Source organism: Streptomyces endocoffeicus, from assembly GCF_016741935.1.
Lineage (GTDB): Bacteria > Actinomycetota > Actinomycetes > Streptomycetales > Streptomycetaceae > Streptomyces > Streptomyces endocoffeicus.
In genome coordinates this window covers 1-3737 of record NZ_JAERRG010000106.1, presented here as the reverse complement: position 1 = coordinate 3737, position 3737 = coordinate 1, and the positions used below count along the sequence as shown (strand labels likewise).

General features: G+C 71.2%; 1 protein-coding gene. It reads right to left on the bottom strand.

Features of this window, described 5'->3' with window-relative positions; genetic code table 11:
• A partial coding sequence (locus JK364_RS53965; protein WP_201858807.1) for a condensation domain-containing protein occupies positions 1-3708 on the bottom strand: 3708 nt, incomplete at its 3' end.
• Positions 3709-3737: the final 29 nt, after the last annotated feature.

Below are 3737 nucleotides of genomic sequence, written 5' to 3'. Positions count from 1 at the left end.
GAGAGCCTCGAGGCGGGCGGTGGTGTGGGAATCGTCCAATAGCACCCGAGGCACGGCTTTCGCTTCGGCGGGTGTGGGGAGGGTGTGGGCGACGTTGGTGGTGGTGATCAGGACGGTGGGGTCGCTGTCGCTGAGCAGGTAGGCGAGGCGTTGTTCGGGGTAGTCGGGGTCCAGCGGTACGTAGGCGGCACCCGTTTTGAGGACAGCCAAGATGGCGGTGATGGTCCACGGTGAGCGGGGGAGAGCCAGCGCGATGCGGTGTTCGGGTCCGGCGCCGGCTTCCAATAGCAGCCGGGCCAGTTGGTTCGCGCGCTGGTTCACCTCTTGGTAGGTCCACCGTTGGTCTTCGTGGACCACAGCCACTTGGTCCGGAGTCCGTACGACCCACTCCTCGAACAACCCCGACAACGACACCTTCGGGTCGGCCACCGTGACACTGGCGTCCCGGCGCGGTACCAGCCGCTTCCGCTCGTCATCCGAGAGCACGTCGATCCGATCGACGTTCCGGCCCGGATCGTCGGCGATGGCCTCCAGGACGCGGACCAGCCGCTGCGCCACCGCCCGCATGGCCGGGGCCTCGAACACATCCGGACGGTAGCCGAGGCGCAACCGCAGCCGTTCGCCCGGGACCACGACCACCGAGAGTGGGTAGTGCGTGGCGTCCTGACCATCGGTGGCCGTCAGCCGCAGCCCGGCGCGGGCCGCCTGGGCGTGGGCACCGGCGCCCACGGGGTAGTTCTCGAAGACCACCACCGTGTCGAAGAGCTGCCCCGTTCCGCCGGCGGGCCGTAGCTCCGACAGCCCCAGGTGGTGGTGCGCGGAAAGCTCGCCGTGCTGGCGTTGTACGGCCGCCAGCAGCTCCTCCACCGGTCGGCCGACCGGCACCCGGACACGTACCGGCACCGTGTTGATGCACAGCCCGACCAACGACTCGATGCCCGCCACCTCCGCCGGGCGCACCGCCACCGTCGTACCGAACACCACGTCGTCCCGGCCGGTCAGCCGACCCAGCAGGATGGCCCACGCGGTCTGCACCAGCGTGTTGAGGGTGAGCCCCATCCGCCGGGCGCGCTGCGCGAGTTGGGCGGTCCGCTCCAGCGACAGATCGACGGCCATCTCGTCGGGCGCCACGGTCGTACGGCCCGGATCGGCCGGTGCCAGCAGGGTGGGCTCCGCCACACCGGCCAGCGCCGTGCGCCAGGCGGCGCGGGCCGCGTCCCGGTCCTGCCGTCGCAGCCAGCCCAGGTACTCCCGGTAGGGCGCGGTGGCGGGCAGGCCCGAGTCGTCCCCGTCCCGCTCGTACAGCGTGAACAGCTCCTGGACGACGAGCGGCACTGACCAGCCGTCCAGCAGGATGTGGTGGCTGGTCATCACCACCCGGTACTGATCCGCGCCCCACTGGACGAGAGCGAAGCGGATCAGTGGCGGCCGGGTGAGGTCGAACCGCGTGGCGCGGTCCTCGGCCAGCCACCGGTCGAACGCGGCGGGGCGCTCGTCTTCGGGAAGGTCGCTGAGATCCAGCTCGTGCCAGACGGAGGGGACGGCGGGCGCCACCACCTGCACGGGCTGGGACAGTCCGTGGTGGTGGAAGGACGCGGCCAGGTTCGGATGGCGGCGCAGCAGGGCATCCGCCGCCCGCCGGAAGCGCGGGCCGCTGACCTCCCCTTCGAGGTGGAAGGTGAACTGCACCAGATAGACGTCCGGGGCCGCCTCGTCGTACACGGCGTGGAACAGCAGCCCGCTCTGGAGTGGGGTCAGCGGCAGCAGCTCCGCGGTGTCGGCGGTGTGCGTGGTGTGCGTGGTCTCGGCGGTGTGCGTGGCGTGCGTGGCGTGCGTGGCGTGCGTAGCGTGTGTGGCTTTCGCCGACAGGCCGGTGGACTCCGCCGACAGGCTCTCGTATTCGGGTGGGGTGAGGGTTACCAAGGGCCCCGCGTCCCCGGAGGTGAGCTCCTGCGACGGGGTCGCCGGGCCCTCCCCGGAGTGGGCGATGGAAGCGAGCCCTTCCGGCGTCCGGTGTTGGAAGACCTGCCCCGGTGTGAGGACGAGTCCCTCCGAGCGGGCGCGGCTGACCAGCCGCATGGCGAGGACACTGTCGCCACCCAGGTTGAAGAAGCTCGTGTCCGCGCCTACATCGGGGATGCCGAGCACCTCGCCGAAGAGGGCACACAGTCGTGCCTCCAGGGGCGTGGCAGCCGGCCGTCCCGAAGCGAGCGCGGAGAAGTCGGGTGCGGGGAGGGCCGCGCGGTCGAGCTTGCCGTTCGCCGTGAGCGGCATCCGGTCGAGCGCGATGACCGCCGAGGGCACCATATGGGCGGGCAGCCGCTCGCTGAGATACGACCGGAGCGAGGCGACCACCGCATCGGTCCCGTGGGCCAGCCCCGGCTCGTTGGCGTAGGCGGAGGCGGGACGGCGGGGGGTGGTGGAGGGCGGTGCGGCGATGTCGAGGGTGGGGACGCCGACAGTGGGCCCGTCGAGGGTGGCGGTGTCGCGGATGGTCTCATCAGGGGTTGCCATATGCCGGTCGGCGTTGAGGTCGATGAACACACCGTCCAGACGCGCTTCATCGGTCACCCAGCGCAGTGCCAGGTCGTAGCCGCGAGCCTCGGCGAGCCGGTGGAGCGCTTCCGGGTCCGGCCCTGCGTCCAGCTCGGTGTCCGGCTCCGTGTCCGGCTCCGTCCCCGAGGTGTCACGCCCGGCCGTCGGGGCCGCTGCCGTGAGGTGGTGCCGGGCGTCGTCCGGGTCGGCACCGGTGTCGATCCGGTGCAGGGCGGTGAGCTCGCCGGTCAGCCGGGTGTTGGGGATGCCGGTCACCCGCAGCGCTCGTGGGCGGCGGTCTCCCGTCAGCGCGTCGCGCAGGTCGTCCACCGTATGGATGTCCTCGCCCCACCGGAGGTGTGGCGCGTGTTCGGTGGCGAGGGGCGTGACGGGAGCCTTGGTGAGGATGACGTCGTAGCGGTGCCGGGTGAGTTCGTTGCGCGCCGAGCCGCGCTTGACGCGGACGTCGACGGCGCCGATGGCGGGCACGGCGGACGTGAGGGTGGTGAAGTACTCCGGGTCCACCAGGAGTTCGCGCTCCAGGCGGATGGCGTTGTCCACGGTGGCGCGCAGGCTCTCCGGCGTGGTCCCCGCGGGCGCCTGGGTGAGGCCGACCGCGGTGGCGAAGCAGCGCAGCAGGCGAAGGTTGCGTACGTCCCCGATGAACAGCTTTCCGCCGGGCTTGAGGACCGCCATGGCATGGGTGATGACGTCGGTCAGGTAGTCGACGTTCGGGAAGTACTGGACGACGGAGTTGATGACGACGGTGTCGAAGTGGCCCTCGGGCAGTGTGCTGAAGTCATGGGCGGGCCGGCACTCGAGCGTCATCCGGCCGTCGCCTGCGCCCAGCGCGGGATCCTGCGCCACACGCTGATCCAGGGCGGCGATGGCGGAGGCCGAGACGTCGGTGCCCCAGTAGCTCGCACAGTCCGGAGCCAGACGTGACAGGAGCAGACCGGTGCCAACCCCGATCTCCAGGACATCGCGCGGGCCGAGCGCGCTGATGCGGTCCACGGTCGTGGCCAGCCACTCCCGCATCTCCGGCAGGGGGATGGGCCGCTGGTCGTAGCTGCTGTCCCAACCGACGAAGTCCTCGCTCAGCGAAGTGGCGGCCCGGTCCCCGTAGAGGGAGTCATAGACCGCGCGCCACTCCTCGACCTGCTGGTCCACCACGTCCGCCGCCCGATGAACGCTCCGGCTGG